The following is a 15,977-nucleotide window of genomic DNA, read 5'->3' as shown; positions in this document are numbered from 1 at the left end:
TCTAGGCGGGCGGTTGGTCGTCGGTTTCGTCGAGTCGCTGCGACGCGCGCCGCACGGTGTCGCGGATCTCGAAGGCGTCGGTGGCGAAACCGCCGATCGCGTTGGCGACGTCCTTGACCGCGGTGGTGATGATCGACGCCACCTCGCCGACGGTCGATACGCCGGAGTCGAAGATCTCCTGCACGGCGTCCTTGCGGATCTCCGCCTTGCTGAGTCGGTCCTCCATGCCGCTCAGTCTGCCACGGTCTGAAGCCGTGCGAGACTGGCGCTCGTGGCGACATTCGCGCAGTGGGTCGAGGGCGCGCGGCCGCGCACGCTGCCCAACGCGATCGCACCGGTGATCGCGGGCACGGGTGCGGCGGCGTGGTTGCAGGCCGCCTGCTGGTGGAAGGCGCTGCTGGCACTGGTTGTCGCCGTCGCGATGATCGTCGGGGTCAACTACGCCAACGACTACTCCGACGGGATCCGCGGCACCGACGACGTGCGGGCGGGCCCGCTGCGGCTGGTGGGGTCGAAGGTCGCCAGCCCGCGAGCCGTGCTGACCGCCGCGGTGGTGAGCCTCGTGGTCGCCGCCGTTGCCGGCGTGGTGCTGGCGGCGGTGAGCGCGCCGTGGTTGATCGCGGTCGGAGCGGTGTGCATCGCCGGGGCGTGGCTGTACACCGGCGGGTCGAAGCCGTACGGGTACCTCGGCTTCGGCGAGGTCGCGGTGTTCGTGTTCTTCGGGTTGGTCGCGGTGCTGGGCACGCAGTACACCCAGGCGCTGCGGATCGACTGGGTGGGCGTGGCCGTCGCGGCGGCGATGGGCTGCATGTCGTCGGCGGTGCTGGTGGCCAACAATCTGCGCGACATCCCGACCGACAAGGAGTCGGGGAAGATCACGCTGGCGGTGCGGCTCGGCGATGCGCGCACCCGGCTGCTGTACCAGGCGCTGCTGGTCGTGGCGTTCGCGTTGACGTTGGTGCTGATGCTCGCGACGCCGTGGGCGGCGGTCGGCCTGGTGGCGCTGCCGCTCGCAGTCCGCGCGGCCGCGCCGGTGCGCCGAGGCCGCGGCGGCAAGGACCTGATTCCGGTGCTGCGCGATACGGGCTTGACGATGCTGGTGTGGGCCGTGGCGGTCGCGCTGGCGCTCGCGATTTGTGCGTGAAAACGATTGCTGAGCGAACGAAATCACGCACAAATCGCTACTAGGTGACGGCGGATCCTGGTGCTCACTTGAGCGCGACCTTGTTTCTCGCAACGGAGGTTACCGGACAGTCGAGTCGATCGCGTTGCACCGCAGTCTAACTCGGATATTCAGGCCTCATCTTCGTCGCTCTGCATGCTGGCGCAAACGCTCAGAAACTCGACCCAGCCACTCGCTATAGGTCTGGGGTCGGGGGTTGTAGGCGGAGAGCGCCTCCCGAGGCATCAAAATTTTCAGCTCCTCCTCGGCGTATGCCTCTCGCATAGCGTCGATTTCCCGAGCCAGAGCGTCGAGATCTACCGCATCTCCGCCAGCGGCATAGCTGTCGACGACACCCTGCCAGTCTCCAGCAGTAAGGTCCCAGTCTTGGTGGAAGTTTCCCCCGAAGAACTGCCGAATAGATTCGGACACTTTGTAATCACTCATGGAGTTACGTATCTAGGTGACGGCGGTCGGGGCGTCGGCGACCTTCACCAACGTGACCTCCGGCTTGGCGGGCACCGCGTCGGCGAGGAACCACCGGAACGCCAGGTTGCCGCGCGGATAGTCCACGGTCGTAATCGAATTCGGGTGCGACGTCATACCGCGGGAGATGACCGCGGTGACGGACCCGTCGGAGTTGGGCACCGCGCTGTAGCCGTTGATCGACGTCTTGGCGTCGGTGACACCCGCCATGAACTGGTTCCACACGACGAGGTTCCAGAACCGGCAGGCGGGCGGCCGGTGCGTGACGACCAGTGCCTCGTCGTCGGAGAGAACGAAGCTGCCGTAGGCGTAGCACGCGTCGCGCGCCGACCAGCCGAAGTTGGCGTCGGGCACCTGGTACGGGTCCGCGAATTGGTTTGCCACCTGCGAGATTTCGTGGCCCAACGTATGCGTGTCGTCGACGCGCACACCGACCGCCAGCGGCACGATCGCGAACATCGTGCGCAGCCACGCCGCACTCGCGCGCAACGCCGCGGCGGTCTCGGCGTCGCCGTGGCGGATCGGGTCGGGCTCGTCGAGCGCCTCGATGCGCCACGACACGGGGCGTCCGGTCAACGGGTCGGCCTGGTAATCGCGCGTCACGAGCACCACACCGCCGTCGGTCGGGCCGTACTCGAAGGAGAAGTTGCCGTCGGGGTCGATGTCGAGGTCGTCGTCGCGCACCAGCGCCACGATCCGATCCGACCACGCCCCCGGCGACGGCTCGTTGTAGGCGGTCACCGAGAAGTAGACGCTGTCGCCCTTGTTGCCGCTGATGCGGTAGCGACGCTTCGGGTCGACCGGACACATGAAGTAGTAGGCGTCGGTGTTGTCCCCGCCCCAGCGCCGGTCGCGGCGGAACGGCGTGTTGAGCTCGACCCACACGGGCCGGCTCGGCTCGGCGAACAGGTAGGTGTCGAACGCGACGCCGAGCGTGGTGGCCAGCATCCGGTAGCCGTCGGCGATGTGGCGGTCGTCGGTGACCGCGCGGTCGCCTTCGAGGAAGCTGCGGTCCAAGCCGCCGAGGGTGTCGAGCAGTTCTCGCCACGCTGTGGTTGATTCGCGGCTCGCCGCGGAAGTTGATTCGCGGCTCGCCGCGGAAGTTGATTCGCGGCTCGCCGCGGAAGTTGATTCGCGGCTCGCCGCGGAAGTCGATTCGTCCGTCATGCGCTGATTCCTCTCGTGATGAAAGTGGCGGTTCGGTCCACCCATGCGTCGTCGAGGCGATCTGCGCGGGTGATCAGACACAGGAACGTCATACCGGCCATGGCCTCCACGACGTCGGCGGTCGACACCTCCGGCCGGACCTCGCCGCGAGTCACCGCCGCGTCGAGCCGTTCGGTCAGGCCGCGCGAGAGCACGTGCGAGAAGCGCTCCAGCAGCGCGGCGTGCAGCGCGGGATCGGCGGCCATCTCCGCGACCAGTCCGGGCAACGCGGCACGCGCGGCCGGGGTGGTCAGCACGCCGACCGTCCGGTGGACCATCTCCCGGATGTCGCCGGCCAGCGACCCGGTGTCGGGAAGTTCGGTCGCCGCGCCGAGCGGAAACACCGCCTCGTGAACGAGGTGCGCCTTGCCCGGCCAACGGCGGTAGATGGCGGGCTTGCTCGTGCCCGCGCGCCGGGCGATCGCATCGACGGTGAGATCCGCGTAACCGGCGGACCCGAGCAGGTCGACCGTCGCGCTCAGCACTGCGTCATCGATGCGCTTGTCGCGAGGTCGGCCAATTTCCGTCGTCATTACGAAACTCACAGTAACATAACTGCCTGTGACCGACATCTCACCAGCGCCGCCAGTCGTTCTCGACGACCTCACCGAGCCGCGCTTCCCAGCGGCGATCCAGCCGATTCGCGACATGATGGCGGCGATGGCACCCGAGTGCCCGCTCGATGCCGATGCCCTGCACGCCAAGGCCAGCGCGGAGACCGGGCTCGACGACTTCGGCCCGGATGACTACCGAGACCGACTCGACGTCTATCTCTCTGCGCTGCAGGAGATTCCGGGACTCAGTGACGCGGGAATCGTGAACTTCCACGCCCAGCTGGTGCAATTGCTGAAGAACCGTCTGCTGCTGACCGATCTGCTGGACAGGCATCCCGAGATCCACGACATCGAACTGGCGCCGCCGGTCGTCATCGCCGGCCTGCCGCGCACGGGCACCACTCACCTGCACAACCTGCTGGCCGCGGGACCGACCTTCCGCACGCTCCCGTACTGGGAGAGCAACGAGCCGTTCCCGCTGCCGGCCGAAGCCGGCATCGAACCGGACCCCCGGCGCACCCGGATGGATGCCGCGGTCGAGTTCATGAACGCGGTCATGCCGCATTTCGCGCTCATGCACGAGATGACGACCGACCACGTGCACGAGGAGATCCAACTGCTGGCCAACGATTTCTCCTCGATGCTGTTCGAGACGTTGGCGCATGTGCCGCGGTGGCGCGACTACTACCTGTCACATGACCAGACACCCCACTACGAGCACCTGGCCCTGCAGTTGAAGGCGCTGCAATTCCTGCGTGGCGGCAGGCGGTGGCTGCTCAAATCCCCGCAGCACCTTGAGCAACTCCCCGTGCTCGAACGGGTCTTTCCCGGCGTGGTGGTGATCACGACCCACCGCGATCCGGTCCCGGTGGTGCTGTCGATGCTCGCGATGCTCACCTACTCCGCGCGCATGCACTGCTCCCCGGTTCCGGTCGAGGACATCGCGGCATGCTGGATCGACCGCCTGGAACTCATGCTGGCGGCGTTGATCCGCGATCGCGACGTCATCGGAGCCGAACGCTCCATCGACGTCAGGTTCGACGACTTCATGGCAGACGAAATGGGCACCGCGGCAGCGATTTACGCGCTCGCGGACGAGGTGATGACCGAGGACGCCCGCGCCGCCATGGCCGAATACCTCGCGGGGCATCAGCGGGGTCGGCTCGGGCGGGTGGCCACGTCGCCGGAGATGTTCGGGCTCGACCCGAACGAGTTGCAGGCCCGCTTCGCACCGTACGTCGAACGCTTCCTGACGTAGCCTCTCGCATTCGCCGCGGCTGTTCGCCCCCCGATCAGCGGTGTGTGAATACCCTGGCCCGGGTATCCGCATCCGGCAGCCGGAGACGAGAGGTATCCATGACCGCAGCACGAACTCAACTCGACCAGCGCGATCTCGCGGAGGCGCGGCGGGTCGTCGCCGCTGTCTCCGACGCGTTCTCGGCCAAGGTCGTCGGCCAGGAGAACCTGCGCGAGTCGTTGCTGATCGGCCTGCTCGCGGGCGGTCACATCCTCATCGAGAGCGTGCCGGGGCTGGCCAAGACGACCGCCGCGCGCGTCATCGCCGAAGCCATCGACGGGGGTTTCCGACGCATCCAGTGCACGCCCGACCTGCTGCCCAGCGACATCATCGGCACCCAGATCTACGAGTCCGCGACCAATTCGTTCGTCACCCAGCTCGGGCCGGTGCACACCAACATCGTGCTGCTCGACGAGATCAACCGGTCCAGCGCCAAGACGCAGAGCGCGATGCTCGAGGCGATGGAGGAACGTCAGACCACGATCGCGGGCACCGAGTATCCGATTCCCGAGCCGTTCCTGGTGATCGCCACGCAGAACCCCGTCGACCAGGAGGGCACCTATCCGCTGTCGGAGGCACAGACCGACCGGTTCATGCTCAAGGACATCGTGCACTACCCCACCCCCGAACAGGAGGTGGAGATGATGGCCCGGATGGATGCGGGACTCTACGACAAAGACCACCGCAGCCGGCCGGTCGCCGGCCTCGACGACATCCGCCAGCTGCGCGCCGTCGTGCGTCACGTGCACATGGACCGCGCACTGATGCACTACGCCAGCCAACTGGTCACGGTCACCCGTGAACCCGACCGGTATCTGCCGCGCCAACTGGCCCGGTTGATCGAGTACGGCGCCAGCCCCCGCGCGACCATCGCCTTCTGCAATGCCGCCCGCTCGCTGGCGCTGTTGTCCGGCCGCGGACACGTCATCCCCGGCGACATCGCCAAGCTCGCCCACCGGGTGCTGCGACACCGACTCATCCTCGGGTTCGAGGCCGCCAGCGCCAACGTCACGCCCGAGCTGATCATCGACGCTGTCCTGCAAGCGGTTCGAGTGCCCTAGGGCCGGTATGGGCAGACACCTCACCACGGCGAGGACGCACTTCGGCACCGACACCCGCGGCATGCTCGAAGGCGGTCGCTACGCGCTGTTGCACACCCGCAGCCTGGAATTCGACGACCTGCGGCCGTACGTACCCGGCGACGACGTCCGCGACATCGACTGGAAGGCCTCGGCGCGCTCAGGTCATGTGCTGATCAAGCGGTTCGTCTCCGAGAAGCACCACAAGCTCCTGCTGGTGGCGGATGCCGGTCGCAACATGGCCGCCCTGACCCCCAGTGGTGAAGTGAAACACGATGTGGCGGTGAACATCTTGGGTGCGTTCGGGCTCATCACGCTGGGGCGGTCCGATCAGATCGGCATGGTGTTCGGCGACACCCGGGGCTGCGTCAACATCCGGCAGCGTCGCGGCGAGACCCACATCGAGAGCCTGCTGCACAGGTACTACGGTCACGCCTGCCAAGGTTCTGGCCGCAGCGACATCGTCTGCCAACTCGACTACGTCGCAACGCATTACCGCCACCCCATGCTGGTCGTGGTGGTGTCCGACGAGCCGGAGGTCGACGACCGACTGACCGACGCCGTCACCCGACTGACCGCCCGCCACGACGTATTGTGGGCGACGGTCTCCGACATGCCCGCCATCGGCGTCAACGGCGACGACCGGGCCGGATTCGACGTGTCGAGCGGCCGGTTCATCCTCGACACCGCCACACTGGGCCCGCGGGTGGTCGCGGCGTACCGCAAGGCAGAGCAGGCGCGGGCGCACCGACTCGACGAGTTCATGACGGCTCGCGCGGTACCGCACACCAGAATCGGCGCCAGCAGTGAGATCCGTGCCCGGCTCGTCGCATTGACCGAGGTGTTCGCCCGTGCCGGATGACCTGTTGCGGTTCGTCGGCGGGCCGATGCCGTACTCGTCGGGGTGGTTGTGGCTCGGCTTGCTGATCGTGCTACTGGTAATCGCTTGGTATGCTGGCGTTTTCGTGTGGACGTTGCCGGCGCAGCGGCTTCGGCGCCTTCCCGTGGCGCGTTCCCTGCATGGCCGGCTGCTGCGGCGTCGGTACGCGCGCAGCGTGCACCGCATCGCCGCCCGACACCGCGACGGTGAACTCACCGACGCCGAGGCCGGTGCGGCGATGAGCCGGATCCTGCGCAGCTTCCTGCACCAGGCGACCGGGACACGGGCGCAGTACATGCAGCTCGACGACATCGCATCCGGGGAGCTGGCGCCTGCTGCGCCGACGCTCGCCGCGCTCGACGACGCGCAGTTCAACGCGGCCTCACCGGTGCGGGTGGGCGACGTCGGGGCGACAACCGAGGAGCTGATCCGCTCGTGGCCCTGACCTGGTGGCCGATCGCAGTCATCGGATTCGCCTGTCTGGCAGGCGCTGTGGCGCTCGCGGTGCTCGTGCCGACGAAGCAGCTGCGACGGCAGTTGCGGCCGTTGGCCAACACCGCCCGCCTGACCCGTCTGCCGGAGTACGCGCGGGTGGCGAGGGCGCGAACGGTGTCGATGGTCGTCACGATCGCGCTGCTCGTGCTGCTGTTCGGCGCTGCCGTGCTGGCCAGCGCCCGCCCCAGCGGATTGTGGTGGTCGCTACAGACCTCCGAGGTACCCGAGGACGTCATGTTGTGCGTCGCCGAACCCGTCGACAATCCCAGCACCGGCGCGTTCCTCTCGTATTTCGCGCAGCGCACGGGGGCGTTCGGCACACAGCGAATCGGATTGACCTCGACCAACCGCCGGGTGATACCGCTGACCCGCGATCATCAGTTCGCGGTCGAAAAGCTCGGGGAGGCAGCCGGTCTGGCCGGCCTGCCCGACGATGCCGCGCTCTCGCCCGCCCAGCGTTCGGCCAAACGGAACAGCCTCGCCTCATTCGCCGCGCCCGTGACGTATGTGGACTACGCGACGAGCGTCGCCGACGTCCTCGCGCTGTGCGTCGCGGGTTTCCCCGCCGACGAGCCACCCGGCGAGCGGCGCCGGTCGATCATCTATCTGGGGCCGGGCGAACTGCGGGCCCCGAACGAGACCCGTCCCTCGCTCTACACCGACCAGCAGGTCGTCGAGCTGGCCCAGGAGCGCGGAATCCAGGTCAACGCGCTGGTGTCGTCCCCGGGCCCCGTGCGGTCCGTCGTATCGGCCACAAGCGGGCGATACGCACCCGTCGGACCCGACCTGGAGGCTCAACTGGACGGGATCCGAGCGCATCCGCCGGACGCCGACCGTGCCGCCACGCTCGCAGGGTTCCGCGGCGACACCCCGACCGTCCCGTTGGCGATCGCGGTCGCGGTCTCGGCGCTGCTGTGTCTGTCGCTGGCGGTGCTGCGGCGATGACCTTCTCCCCCGTCGTACCGCCGGTCCTTTTGATCGCCGTCGCCCTGGCCGCGGTCGTGCTGCGGCTCATCACCATGCGCCAGCTGGCACGCACCGGTCAGCGGTGGACCACCGTGTGGCGGTGGTCGGCGCTGACGCTTGCGGTGATGCTGATGCTGATCGCCGCGGCCCGCCCCGCCCTCGGCGGTGACGCCGAGGAGTCGGCCGCGACGAGCTCGGACGGCGACGCGACAGCCAACGTGTTCTTGATCGTCGACCGCTCCACCGACTCGACCATCGCCGATATCCGCGACGACGTCGCCGCGCTCATCGACCACTACCCGCAGGCGCGCTTCGCGCTCATCACGTTCACCGCGCGCTCCTCGGTGGAATGGCCGCTGTCCGAAGACAACTGGAGCCTCAAGCCGGTGGTCGCGGCCGTGTCCGCCTCCCCCGAGACCGCCGCGGGCGAGGTGAACGCGGCAGCCGCCGCGAACGTCCTGCGCTACCAGTTGATCGCGGCGGGTCAGCGAAGCCCGGGCGCACAGAACCTGGTGTTCTACTTCGGCTCCGGCGCACCCGGGTCCCAGGCCCCGCAGGGCGAGTTCGATCCGGTGCCCGGTTCGGTGGACGGCGGCGCGGTGTTCGGTTACGGAGAGACCCGCGACGATTCGCGTCTGCAGGCCGTCGCCGATCAACTCGGTGTGCCGTTCGTCCCTCGCGATACCGCGCGTGCGGTCACCGATGACGCCCCCGATGTGGATGGTGTCTCGTCGGCGCAGGCCAGCGCCACCGCCGTCGATCGCACCGACCTGTACTGGGTCTTCACCATGGTGGCCGCGGTGCTGTTGCTGTTCGAGATCTACCTCACGCTGCGCGAGTTCCGCACCAGCCGCTCGGCCCGGCGGGACGAGGTGATCTGATGCGTCCCTCTCGGTTGCGGCTGCGCCGCCGGTTGCTGCTGTTCTCGGCGCCCGTCGTCATCGTGGCGCTGGTGATCGCGCTGAAGCTCATCTCGGCTGTGGTGGCCGGTCACTCGGCGGTGTCGAACTTCGCCGCGCGCGACGCCGACGCACTGCGCGGCGACGTCGCGGTGATGGGCCTGCTCAACGTCGTCGAACCCGCGAAGGCGCCGTTCGCGGCCGGCACGCTCGCGGTACTCGACGACCGCCTCGCCGAGGCCGACGCGCACTTCTCGGAATCCCTCGGCCGCACCGCGCCGGATCGGTCGTGTCCCGTGCTGATCAACCTGGAACTCGTCCGCGAGCGCCAAGGCGACATCGACGCGTGGGAGAACCGGCCCGGCGCGGCGCGCGACCGATACCTCAGCGCACTCGACCTCGTCGAGAACGCGCCCGACGGCTGTTTTGCAGGCAACACCGATCCCGATCCCGAGCGGCGCGCCGTACGCCACGACGCGGCAGCGCGGCTACAGGCCAAGCTGGCCGGTTTGACCGCTCCGCCCCCGCCGCCGCCGGCGCCACCCCTGGCGCCGCCCCCACCACCGCAGGCGCCGGCCCCAGCGCCGGCAGTGCCCGATGCCGACACCCCCCGGGACGCGTTGCGGCTGGATCCCGGTTCCGGCGATCCCCTCGACAAGCTCGAGCAGGTGCTACGCGATGCGGCGGGTTAGCCGGTGCTCGTTCCGGTCCAGTACTCGGCGAACCGGCCCTCTTCGATGCGCAGGATGTCGTTGCCGGTGAACCGCTTCGGTCCGTCCTGGGCCGCGCCCGTACCGATCCACCTGGCCGCCAGCATGTCGCCGTCGACGAACGGCTCCACTTCGATCACGAACTTCAGGTCGCTGAGCATCTGATGGGTCTCTCCGACGACCGCCTGCAGTTCGGCGGGCCCACGAACCTCCCGGCCCGGCCAATGTCCCTGGAATTCCTCGGTGACCAGCTCGGCCGCAACGGGATCTCCCGACCACAATTCGTCTATCCATCGTTTGTAAAGCTCTTTAGGCGAAATCATGGTGGTGTCTTACCCGGCCCGGGGGCAGGTACGCAATCTACCGACGAGTACGACGGCGGGTCGGCGCATCAGCCCACCGTGTCGACCCGCACCGATGCGGTCATCCTCGGGCCGGTGGGTCTTCGCCTCGCAGCCTGGCCTGTAGTTGCTCCCGGTCGCGGCGCCTGCGTTCGTCGAAGGCCGCGATGCTCTCGGTGGCGCGGCGCCGGAGCGGGGCGAACAGCCAGATGCCCAGCGGCAGTGCGATCACCAACGCGAAGAGCAACGCGACGATGAGCGGGAATTCGCGCAGCCCGAGCAGATGTCCGGCGCCCAGAATCGCTGCCGCGACCGCCGCGACGAGCAGAAGCCGTGCCAGCACATAGGCCAGCACGTCGACCACGAGGCGAGTTCCCTGGCGACCGTCGGACACGAACCGAGCCTACCGATGACGCGTATATTCGAACCAAGGAGGTTTTGTTCTCGTGGCGTATCTGCTCCTGATTCTCGTGTTGTGCACGCTGGCGTATGTCGGCTGGCGGCTGACGCGAGTCTCTTCGAGCCGTCCGCGCACCCGGGTGATCGGGCCGGACGACGATCCGGAATTCCTGCGTCGGCTCGGCCAGGAGGACAACCCGAGACCGTGACCGCGCGGTTCTAGCGTCGCGCGCCGGGGAATCCGGCCGCGACCTCGGCAGCGAGTTCGAGCAACGCCGCCCTGGTTTCCGGCTTGAGCCGGTCGAGGCTGATCTCGGCCCCTTCCTCGAGGTGTGGATCGAAGGGCACTTCGAACACCGCCCGGCACCGCCGGCTGAAATGGTCGACCACCTTCGTCATGTCGACCTTCCCCGACCGTGGGCGCACCGCGTTGATCACCGCGATCGAGTTGCGCACCATGTCCTGATGCCCGTGGGCGTCCAGCCAGTCCAACGTCGCCGACGCGCTGTGCGCCCCGTCAACCGAACCGGAACTGATCACCAGAAGCGTGTCGGCCTTGGACAGCACCGCCGCCATGGCCGAGTGCATCAGGCCCGTGCCGCAGTCGGTGAGCACCAGGCTGTAGAAGCGCTCGAGCACCGCGAGGGTGCGGCTGTAGTCGTCGGAGCTGAACGCCTCCGACACCGCGGGGTCGCTTTCGGAGGCGAGGACCTCCAGCCGGCTCGGCCCCTGAGAGGTGTAGGCGCGAACATCGCTGTAGGCCTTGACGCCTTGAGCGTCGCGCAGCAGATGGCGCACTGTGGCCGGCGTCTCCAGCGGCACCTTCTGGCTCAGCGTGCCGCGGTCGGGGTTCGCGTCGACGGCGATGACGCGGTCGCCGCGAAGCGAAGCCAGCGTCGCGCCCAGCGTCGCGGTGATCGTCGTCTTGCCCACCCCACCCTTGAGCGACAACACCGCGATGCGGTGGCACCCGCGCAACGGGCGCTGAATTTCGGCGGTGAGCGCCTGGCGGCGCCGCACCTTCGGTCCGTCACCGAGGTTGACCAATCGAAACGACGCGTAATACAGCCACTTGCGCCAGCCCTGAGAAGGCGCACGTTTGGGTTGGCCGAGCAGCGCGACGGTCGAGAGATCGAGATACGGCGCCGGGTCGGGATCGGCGACGTTCGATGGCGGGGACAGCACCGGAAGGCCGTGGGGCGGTGTGGGCGCCGTCCATTGCGGAGGCGGATCGGCCGAGGGATCGCTGAACCGGCTCTGTGCGCGGAATCCCCCTGGCGCGTAGGCGTTTTCGGGAATTATCGCGGGAGAAGCCGCGTCCTTACCGACACCATCCTGGGCGTGTTGCACCGGTTGTTCAGACACGCTGACGGTCCCCCAAGGCTTCGCAGGATTTCGCCGCCGATCTTAGCCAAGCACAAGACTGCGACTCAGCCGACTCCGGCGTAGGAGTGCAGGCCCACGGTGACCAGGTTGATGAAGAACAGGTTGAACACCATCGCGACGAAGCCGGCGACGTTGATCCAGGCGGCCTTCTTGTCGCGCCACCCAGCGGTGGAGCGAGCGTGCAGATACGCGGCGTAGACGACCCACGCGATGAACGACACGGTCTCCTTGGGGTCCCAGCCCCAGTAGCGGCCCCATGCCTCCTCGGCCCAGATCGCGCCGAAGATGACGCCGAAGCCGAACACCGGGAAGGCGAAGATCGTGGTGCGGTAGGCGATTCGGTCCAAGGTCTGCGGATCGGGAAGCCTGTCCAGGGCGCGGGTGAGAATGCCGTCGCCCGAGCGACGCTCGGGGTCGGCGAAGCGCGACATCTTCAGCAGGAACAGGATGCTGGCGACACCGGCGACCAGGAACACCCCCGACCCGAGGCTGACGACCGACACGTGGATGGGCAGCCAGTACGACTGCAGGGCCGGCATCACCGGCGCGGCGTTGGTGTAGAGCCAGCGCCCTGAGACCGTCAGAAGGATCAGCACCGGAAGGAGCACGAACACCCACAGCGTCCGGTACTGGCGGCGCCGCAGCACCACCGCCGCCGCAACCAGCCCGCAGAAGCAGGTCAGGTTGATGAACTCGTACATGTTGCCCCATGGCACCCGCGAGGTGGCCGCACCGCGCAACACGATGCAGGCGAGCAACAAGCCGATGCCGAGGTAGGTCAGCGCGAGACCCGCTCCGCCGATGCGTTCGTCGACCGGGCGGCGCCGGGCTTCGGTGACGACGCCCGGTGCGGCGCTGTCCGCGCGGACCCCGCCGGCCGCCGCCGCTCCCCGCTCCGATGTCGCCGCCGCCGCGGCTCCGACGAGCTCCCGGGCGTCGACCTTGCGGCTGCGGCTGTAAGCCAACTCGATCGCGAGCAACAGCAGCGCACCCACCAGAACCAGCACCGATGAGGTGAACGCCCAGTCCGAGTACCGGGCCAAACCGATGTCGATCTGCTCGGGATTCATGTGACCTTCTCTCCTGCGGCGTGCGCCGGCCTCGCGTCGGGAAGGAGGCGCTGCGTCAACCGCTCGAACTCGTCGCCCCACCCCGAGTTGTCGGTGCGCGCCAGCCCGCCCAGCTCGACGGTTACGGTACCCGGACCCGCGGGGCTGATCCGAATCCAGATCCTGCGCCGACGCACCACCAGCGACACCAGCAGGCCCGCCATCATGGTCATCGCGAACACCAGCACCCATACCTGCGCCGGGTCGTGGGAGACCTGCACGTTGATGAACGGCACGGCGCCGTCGAACCGCACCAGGGTGCCGTCGTCGAGTCGCGTCGATTCGCCGGCGCCGAGGTTGACCCGTGCCTTCTTGGTCAGCCGGCCCTGCTCGATCAGCCGCGGGTCCAGCGTGAACAGGGACTGCGGCCGTCCGCTGTCCAGGCCGGTGTCGCCGCGGTAGATGTCGATCGCGACGGCGGGGTCGTTGAGCGCCGGGAAGCTCGACGACAGCAGCGTGCCGTGCAACTGTTCGGTCGGGGCGAACAGGCCCTGGATCGCAAGCTGGTTCTTGCGACGGTCATCGGGATCCGGATAGGTGCCCGCGGGCGGGTCGAACCGCATCGCACCCGACGACAGGAACGTGATCTGGTCATCGGGTCGCCACTGCAATGTCTGCGTGCGCGTCTGCCCGTCGGGGAAGGTCACCGTGAAGGTGGGGGCGTAACCGTGCCCCTGCAGGTACACCCGGTCACCACCGACCCGCAGCGGATGGTTGACCTTCAGGTGGTAGGGCCGCCAGGTGCCCGACTCCAGGTCGGCGCCCGCCTGGTATTCGATGTCGGCGGCGAACGACGTCGCCTGACCCGTCGGCAGATAGTCTGCTTGGAAGTCGTTGACCCGCAGGCAGATCGGATACAGCGAGGTGCCGTCCACGGTGTTTCCGGCACGGAACGAGTCGAACGCCGCGGGCGAGGCTGAACAGAAGCCCGGACCGCCGTCGGCGATGACGATGACGTTGCCTTCGTAGCCGAACATCTTGCCTGCCGCCACCGCCACGAGCAGGCCGAGCAGGGAGAAGTGGAACACGATGTTGCCGAACTCGCGCAGATAGCCCTTCTCCGCCGAGATCTCGACGGTTCCGTTCTCCGAGCGGGTGAGGGTGCGCCATCCGCGCAACCGCTCATTCACCGTCGTCGCCACCTCATCCACCTCGCCGGACACCTCGGCGGTGTGGTGTTTGGGCAGCCGGCCCAGGTTGCGCGGGGCGGGCACGGGGTTGGCCCGCATGCTGCGGAAGTGTTCGATCAGGCGTGGGGTCAGGCAGCCCACCAGCGAGATGAACAGCAGCACATAGATCGCGGTGAACCAGAAGCTGGAGAACACGTCGAACGCCTGCAATCGGTCCAGCCAGGGCCCGATCGTCGGGTGTTCGGCGATGTACTGGTCGACCTTGGACTCGTTGAGGCTGCGCTGCGGCAGCAGTGCGCCCGGAATCGCCGCGAGCGCCAGCAGGAACAGCAACACCAGCGCGGTGCCCATCGACGTCAGGGTCCGCCAGGTGTTACGAACCAGCGCAAACACTTTCGTCATATCGGCAGCGTCACATCGCTGACAAAGGCGTCCCGCATCCAGGACACGAAGTCTCCCCACAGCCCCGTCACCAGCGCCACGCCCACCAGGATCAGCAGCACACCGCCGAAGATCTGGATCGCGCGGGTGTGCCTGCGCAACCACGCCAGACCCTGCACCGCGCGCGCCGATCCGAATGCCAACAGCACGAACGGAATTCCCAGGCCCAGACAGTAGGCGATGACGAGTGCGACGCCACGCGCGACGTTGGCGCCGTCGGTGGCCGAAGCGACCGCGATGACGCCGGTCAGGGTGGGACCGAGGCACGGTGTCCAGCCCAGCGCGAAGACCGCGCCGAGCAACGGGGCGCCGCCCAGCGTGGAGATCTGCCGCGGCGTGAACCGGGCCTCACGCTGTAACGCGGGGATGAAGCCGACGAACGCCAGCCCCATCACGATCGTCACTACGCCGCCGATGCGTTGCAGGAGAAGCTGGTTGGTGATCAACGACGTCGTCATCCCGAGTACGGCAACGGTGCCGAGCACGAACACCACCGTGAACCCGGCGACGAACAATGCGGCCGCGCCGGCGACGCGGAGCCGGGTTGCTTTCGCCGAGACCGACGTTTTGGCGGGTTCTTCCCGAGTTTTTCCGCCAGAGCGTCGGTCTCGGCGAACCAGTACAGGGGCTTCTCCGGGGGCAGCGGCATCCTGCACGCCGACGACCGCGGCCAGATACGACAGGTAACCGGGCACCAGCGGCACCACGCACGGCGACGCGAACGACACCAGCCCGGCGAGCGCGCTGACCAGGAGGGCCAGCAGAACCGGACCGCCGGCGATCAGCTGGTCCACCTGGTCGAGACTCATGTGCCGGCCTTCTCGGGGTTCGCCCCATCGCTTTCGCGCGCGAGGCGTTCCACCACCGGCTGGAGGTCCTCGGCCAGCAGTTCACGCAGGAACACCGCGGCGACGCGGTGCTCGCGATCCAGGACCACCGTCGAGGGGATCACCGTCGTCGGATAGCGGCCCCCGAACGCGATCATGGTCCGCATCGGCGGATCGTAGATCGACGGGAACGTGATACCGCGGTCGATGATGAAGTCCCGCGCCGCAACCCGGTTGTTGTCGCGGACGTCGATGCCGAGGAATTGCACACCGAGGTCCTTGGTGGCGTCGTAAACCTGTTGGAGCTCGGTGATCTCGGTCCGGCACGGACCACACCACTGGCCCCACACGTTGAGCACCACCACCTTGCCCGCGAAGTCGTCGAGGGAGATGGTCTTGTCCGGGTCGATCAGATCCGGACCGCGCAGCGGACCCGGGCGGCCGCGATCTTGCGGAGGGTCGTAGAAAATGTCGGTCTGGCCGCCGGGGGCGACGAATTCGAAGGTGCCGCCCTGCGCGACGGCGTCGTCCCCGGTGGAGCAGCCGGCCAGCGCGATACATCCCGCGCAGGCCGCGATGAGCGCCCGCGCGAAGAGCCAACGGCCGCGCC

At 68.1% G+C, this 15,977-nt stretch carries 20 protein-coding genes; 9 read left to right on the top strand and 11 right to left on the bottom strand.

The window, feature by feature from the left end; translation table 11 throughout:
* Nucleotide 1 precedes the first annotated feature (1 nt).
* Nucleotides 2-226 carry a hypothetical protein gene (locus tag AU072_RS27065; protein ID WP_064351337.1) on the bottom strand — a complete coding sequence of 75 codons (225 nt, stop codon included), beginning with the start codon at nt 224-226 and terminating at the stop codon, nt 2-4.
* A 45-nt stretch (nt 227-271) separates the two neighbouring features.
* On the opposite strand from AU072_RS27065, the gene AU072_RS27060 reads away from it, so the two are divergent.
* Nucleotides 272-1,144, top strand: coding sequence for a 1,4-dihydroxy-2-naphthoate polyprenyltransferase (locus AU072_RS27060; protein WP_064416605.1), 873 nt, complete (start codon nt 272-274; stop codon nt 1,142-1,144).
* 156 nt (nt 1,145-1,300) lie between these two features.
* On the opposite strand, the gene AU072_RS27055 is transcribed toward AU072_RS27060, so the two are convergent.
* The 3 genes from AU072_RS27055 to AU072_RS27045 all read right to left on the bottom strand — a co-directional run bounded on the left by AU072_RS27055 (nt 1,301) and on the right by AU072_RS27045 (nt 3,387).
* Nucleotides 1,301-1,609 (bottom strand): contact-dependent growth inhibition system immunity protein, encoded by a 309-nt coding sequence (locus tag AU072_RS27055; protein ID WP_064416604.1) that lies wholly within the window; start codon nt 1,607-1,609, stop codon nt 1,301-1,303.
* A gap of 12 nt (nt 1,610-1,621) precedes the next feature.
* Entirely contained in the window at nt 1,622-2,686 is a 1,065-nt protein-coding gene (locus AU072_RS27050; RefSeq protein WP_064416675.1) for a DUF1214 domain-containing protein, read from the bottom strand.
* Nucleotides 2,687-2,811: 125 nt separating this feature from the next.
* Nucleotides 2,812-3,387, bottom strand: coding sequence for a TetR/AcrR family transcriptional regulator (locus AU072_RS27045; RefSeq protein WP_064416603.1), 576 nt, complete (start codon nt 3,385-3,387; stop codon nt 2,812-2,814).
* A 115-nt stretch (nt 3,388-3,502) separates the two neighbouring features.
* On the opposite strand from AU072_RS27045, the gene AU072_RS27040 reads away from it, so the two are divergent.
* The 7 genes from AU072_RS27040 to AU072_RS27010 all read left to right on the top strand — a co-directional run bounded on the left by AU072_RS27040 (nt 3,503) and on the right by AU072_RS27010 (nt 9,716).
* Nucleotides 3,503-4,666 (top strand): sulfotransferase family protein, encoded by a 1,164-nt coding sequence (locus tag AU072_RS27040; RefSeq protein WP_165595658.1) that lies wholly within the window; start codon nt 3,503-3,505, stop codon nt 4,664-4,666.
* Nucleotides 4,667-4,764: 98 nt separating this feature from the next.
* Nucleotides 4,765-5,766 carry an AAA family ATPase gene (locus AU072_RS27035; RefSeq protein WP_064416601.1) on the top strand — a complete coding sequence of 334 codons (1,002 nt, stop codon included), beginning with the start codon at nt 4,765-4,767 and terminating at the stop codon, nt 5,764-5,766.
* A 7-nt stretch (nt 5,767-5,773) separates the two neighbouring features.
* Nucleotides 5,774-6,646 (top strand): DUF58 domain-containing protein, encoded by an 873-nt coding sequence (locus AU072_RS27030; RefSeq protein WP_064416600.1) that lies wholly within the window; start codon nt 5,774-5,776, stop codon nt 6,644-6,646.
* Nucleotides 6,636-7,109, top strand: coding sequence for a hypothetical protein (locus AU072_RS27025; protein ID WP_064416599.1), 474 nt, complete (start codon nt 6,636-6,638; stop codon nt 7,107-7,109). Before AU072_RS27030 ends, AU072_RS27025 begins: the two co-directional genes overlap by 11 nt.
* Nucleotides 7,100-8,104 (top strand): hypothetical protein, encoded by a 1,005-nt coding sequence (locus AU072_RS27020; RefSeq protein WP_064416598.1) that lies wholly within the window; start codon nt 7,100-7,102, stop codon nt 8,102-8,104. Before AU072_RS27025 ends, AU072_RS27020 begins: the two co-directional genes overlap by 10 nt.
* A complete protein-coding gene (locus tag AU072_RS27015) occupies nt 8,101-9,006 on the top strand; it encodes a hypothetical protein (RefSeq protein ID WP_064416597.1) in 906 nt (301 codons plus the stop codon). The genes AU072_RS27020 and AU072_RS27015 overlap by 4 nt, the downstream gene beginning before the upstream one ends.
* Nucleotides 9,006-9,716 carry a hypothetical protein gene (locus AU072_RS27010; protein WP_064416596.1) on the top strand — a complete coding sequence of 237 codons (711 nt, stop codon included), beginning with the start codon at nt 9,006-9,008 and terminating at the stop codon, nt 9,714-9,716. The genes AU072_RS27015 and AU072_RS27010 overlap by 1 nt, the downstream gene beginning before the upstream one ends.
* Here the strand turns inward: AU072_RS27010 and AU072_RS27005 are convergent.
* On the bottom strand, nt 9,713-10,057 hold the full coding sequence (locus AU072_RS27005) for an ester cyclase (protein WP_064416595.1): 345 nt from the start codon (nt 10,055-10,057) through the stop codon (nt 9,713-9,715). The two genes, AU072_RS27010 and AU072_RS27005, sit on opposite strands and share 4 nt — an antisense overlap.
* Before the next feature lie 100 nt (nt 10,058-10,157).
* Nucleotides 10,158-10,469 (bottom strand): DUF4229 domain-containing protein, encoded by a 312-nt coding sequence (locus AU072_RS27000; RefSeq protein WP_064351326.1) that lies wholly within the window; start codon nt 10,467-10,469, stop codon nt 10,158-10,160.
* 52 nt (nt 10,470-10,521) lie between these two features.
* Between AU072_RS27000 and AU072_RS28390 the strand changes: the two genes are divergently transcribed.
* A complete protein-coding gene (locus AU072_RS28390; protein ID WP_165595656.1) occupies nt 10,522-10,683 on the top strand; it encodes a hypothetical protein in 162 nt (53 codons plus the stop codon).
* Nucleotides 10,684-10,693: 10 nt separating this feature from the next.
* Here AU072_RS28390 and AU072_RS26995 read toward each other — a convergent pair whose 3' ends face one another.
* The 5 genes from AU072_RS26995 to AU072_RS26975 all read right to left on the bottom strand — a co-directional run bounded on the left by AU072_RS26995 (nt 10,694) and on the right by AU072_RS26975 (nt 15,945).
* Nucleotides 10,694-11,773, bottom strand: coding sequence for a MinD/ParA family ATP-binding protein (locus AU072_RS26995; protein ID WP_064416674.1), 1,080 nt, complete (start codon nt 11,771-11,773; stop codon nt 10,694-10,696).
* Between the two features lie 131 nt (nt 11,774-11,904).
* Entirely contained in the window at nt 11,905-12,930 is a 1,026-nt protein-coding gene (ccsB, locus tag AU072_RS26990) for a c-type cytochrome biogenesis protein CcsB (protein ID WP_064416594.1), read from the bottom strand.
* Nucleotides 12,927-14,501 carry a cytochrome c biogenesis protein ResB gene (gene resB, locus AU072_RS26985; RefSeq protein ID WP_064416593.1) on the bottom strand — a complete coding sequence of 525 codons (1,575 nt, stop codon included), beginning with the start codon at nt 14,499-14,501 and terminating at the stop codon, nt 12,927-12,929. The genes ccsB and resB overlap by 4 nt, the downstream gene beginning before the upstream one ends.
* The gene (locus AU072_RS26980; protein ID WP_064416592.1) at nt 14,498-15,349 is read right to left on the bottom strand and encodes a cytochrome c biogenesis CcdA family protein; all 852 of its coding nucleotides are present in this window, start codon (nt 15,347-15,349) and stop codon (nt 14,498-14,500) included. The genes resB and AU072_RS26980 overlap by 4 nt, the downstream gene beginning before the upstream one ends.
* Nucleotides 15,346-15,945, bottom strand: a complete 600-nt coding sequence (locus AU072_RS26975) for a TlpA disulfide reductase family protein (RefSeq protein WP_064416673.1) — start codon at nt 15,943-15,945, stop codon at nt 15,346-15,348. Before AU072_RS26975 ends, AU072_RS26980 begins: the two co-directional genes overlap by 4 nt.
* Nucleotides 15,946-15,977 lie beyond the last annotated feature (32 nt).

Origin of the sequence: Mycolicibacterium novocastrense (assembly GCF_001499835.1) — a bacterium.
Taxonomy (GTDB): domain Bacteria; phylum Actinomycetota; class Actinomycetes; order Mycobacteriales; family Mycobacteriaceae; genus Mycobacterium; species Mycobacterium novocastrense.
This window is presented reverse-complemented; position numbering and strand designations above follow the sequence as displayed.

Bases quoted from the DNA above. Each gene is read 5' to 3' on its own strand.
- AU072_RS27035 (WP_064416601.1), top strand. From the start codon at position 4,765: ATGACCGCAGCACGAACTCAACTCGACCAGCGCGATCTCGCGGAGGCG.
- AU072_RS27065 (WP_064351337.1), bottom strand. From the start codon at position 226: ATGGAGGACCGACTCAGCAAGGCGGAGATCCGCAAGGACGCCGTGCAG.
- AU072_RS27005 (WP_064416595.1), bottom strand. From the start codon at position 10,057: ATGATTTCGCCTAAAGAGCTTTACAAACGATGGATAGACGAATTGTGG.
- AU072_RS27045 (WP_064416603.1), bottom strand. From the start codon at position 3,387: ATGACGACGGAAATTGGCCGACCTCGCGACAAGCGCATCGATGACGCA.
- AU072_RS27055 (WP_064416604.1), bottom strand. From the start codon at position 1,609: ATGAGTGATTACAAAGTGTCCGAATCTATTCGGCAGTTCTTCGGGGGA.
- AU072_RS27010 (WP_064416596.1), top strand. From the start codon at position 9,006: ATGCGTCCCTCTCGGTTGCGGCTGCGCCGCCGGTTGCTGCTGTTCTCG.
- resB (WP_064416593.1), bottom strand. From the start codon at position 14,501: ATGACGAAAGTGTTTGCGCTGGTTCGTAACACCTGGCGGACCCTGACG.
- AU072_RS26980 (WP_064416592.1), bottom strand. From the start codon at position 15,349: ATGAGTCTCGACCAGGTGGACCAGCTGATCGCCGGCGGTCCGGTTCTG.
- AU072_RS27030 (WP_064416600.1), top strand. From the start codon at position 5,774: ATGGGCAGACACCTCACCACGGCGAGGACGCACTTCGGCACCGACACC.
- AU072_RS27015 (WP_064416597.1), top strand. From the start codon at position 8,101: ATGACCTTCTCCCCCGTCGTACCGCCGGTCCTTTTGATCGCCGTCGCC.
- ccsB (WP_064416594.1), bottom strand. From the start codon at position 12,930: ATGAATCCCGAGCAGATCGACATCGGTTTGGCCCGGTACTCGGACTGG.
- AU072_RS27040 (WP_165595658.1), top strand. From the start codon at position 3,503: ATGATGGCGGCGATGGCACCCGAGTGCCCGCTCGATGCCGATGCCCTG.